At 54.5% G+C, this 1,019-nt stretch carries 1 protein-coding gene, 3 tRNA genes and 2 rRNA genes; all 6 read right to left on the bottom strand.

The window, feature by feature from the left end; all coding sequences use genetic code 11:
* Positions 1 to 178, bottom strand: a 178-nt coding sequence (locus tag CI15_RS35380) for a GTP-binding protein (RefSeq protein ID WP_241495855.1), incomplete at its 3' end; no start/stop codon positions are given.
* Positions 179 to 240: 62 nt separating this feature from the next.
* Positions 241 to 315: transfer RNA gene (locus tag CI15_RS16905), tRNA-Thr, on the bottom strand.
* Positions 316 to 331: 16 nt separating this feature from the next.
* Positions 332 to 405: transfer RNA gene (locus CI15_RS16900), tRNA-Gly, on the bottom strand.
* Positions 406 to 445: 40 nt separating this feature from the next.
* Positions 446 to 531 (bottom strand) — tRNA-Tyr (locus CI15_RS16895).
* A gap of 157 nt (positions 532 to 688) precedes the next feature.
* Positions 689 to 802, bottom strand: a 5S ribosomal RNA gene (rrf, locus tag CI15_RS16890).
* 133 nt (positions 803 to 935) lie between these two features.
* Positions 936 to 1,019, bottom strand: a 23S ribosomal RNA gene (locus CI15_RS16885); the annotation flags it as partial.

Below are 1,019 nucleotides of genomic sequence, written 5' to 3'. Positions count from 1 at the left end.
CGCGCGCCTTTTCTTCCGGCGCCGCGTCGATCTGGTCGTACGCCTTCGCTTCACCGCCAAACTTCTGCGTCAGAACCGTCGTGATCGCTGCCGTCAGCGTGGTCTTGCCGTGGTCAACGTGACCGATCGTGCCCACGTTCACGTGCGGCTTGGTCCGCTCAAACTTACCCTTGGCCATTTTCGACTCCTAAGAGGATTTTCCGTACGTTGCGCCGGGCGCAAACAATCACCGAGTACTTCTGGTGCCCATGGGCAGGATCGAACTGCCGACCTCTCCCTTACCAAGGGAGTGCTCTACCACTGAGCCACATGGGCGCTACTTCTGTGTTGCTGGAGCGGGTGAAGGGAATCGAACCCTCGTCGTAAGCTTGGAAGGCTTCTGCTCTACCATTGAGCTACACCCGCAAGGATCATGGATTCCCAACAACTACTGCAACTTGCATTCTGGTGGAGGAGGTTGGATTCGAACCAACGTAGGCGTAAGCCAACAGATTTACAGTCTGCCCCCTTTAGCCACTCGGGCACCCCTCCGAAGAGAACTGACAATTATGGGGGAACAACATCCTTTTGTCAAGACCTGCTTGACCGTTCCAAACCCAACGTTCTCACTTATATAGTGACCAGCAGCCAGTCGTCGTAAACGCAAAAACCCCACCCTTGGGGGGTGGGGTTTCTGACGGGGTGAGGAGCCTGACGATTACCTACTTTCACACGGGCAATCCGCACTATCATCGGCGTGGAGTCGTTTCACGGTCCTGTTCGGGATGGGAAGGGGTGGGACCGACTCGCTATGGTCATCAGGCATGACTGGTTGCTGCGTCGCAGGGTGTGCGCCACAGCCAATCTGGAAGAAGCGTAAAGGATTCGTTGTCTGGGGTTGTGTTGTTTCAGGCACAACACTGATCTCAACCGTGTGCATAAAACACACCTGTTATAGGATCAAGCCTTACGGGCAATTAGTATCAGTTAGCTCAGTACATTACTGTACGTGCACACCTGACCTATCAACGTCCTGTTTT

The organism is Paraburkholderia monticola (genome assembly GCF_001580545.1).
Lineage (GTDB): Bacteria > Pseudomonadota > Gammaproteobacteria > Burkholderiales > Burkholderiaceae > Paraburkholderia > Paraburkholderia monticola.
This window is presented reverse-complemented; position numbering and strand designations above follow the sequence as displayed.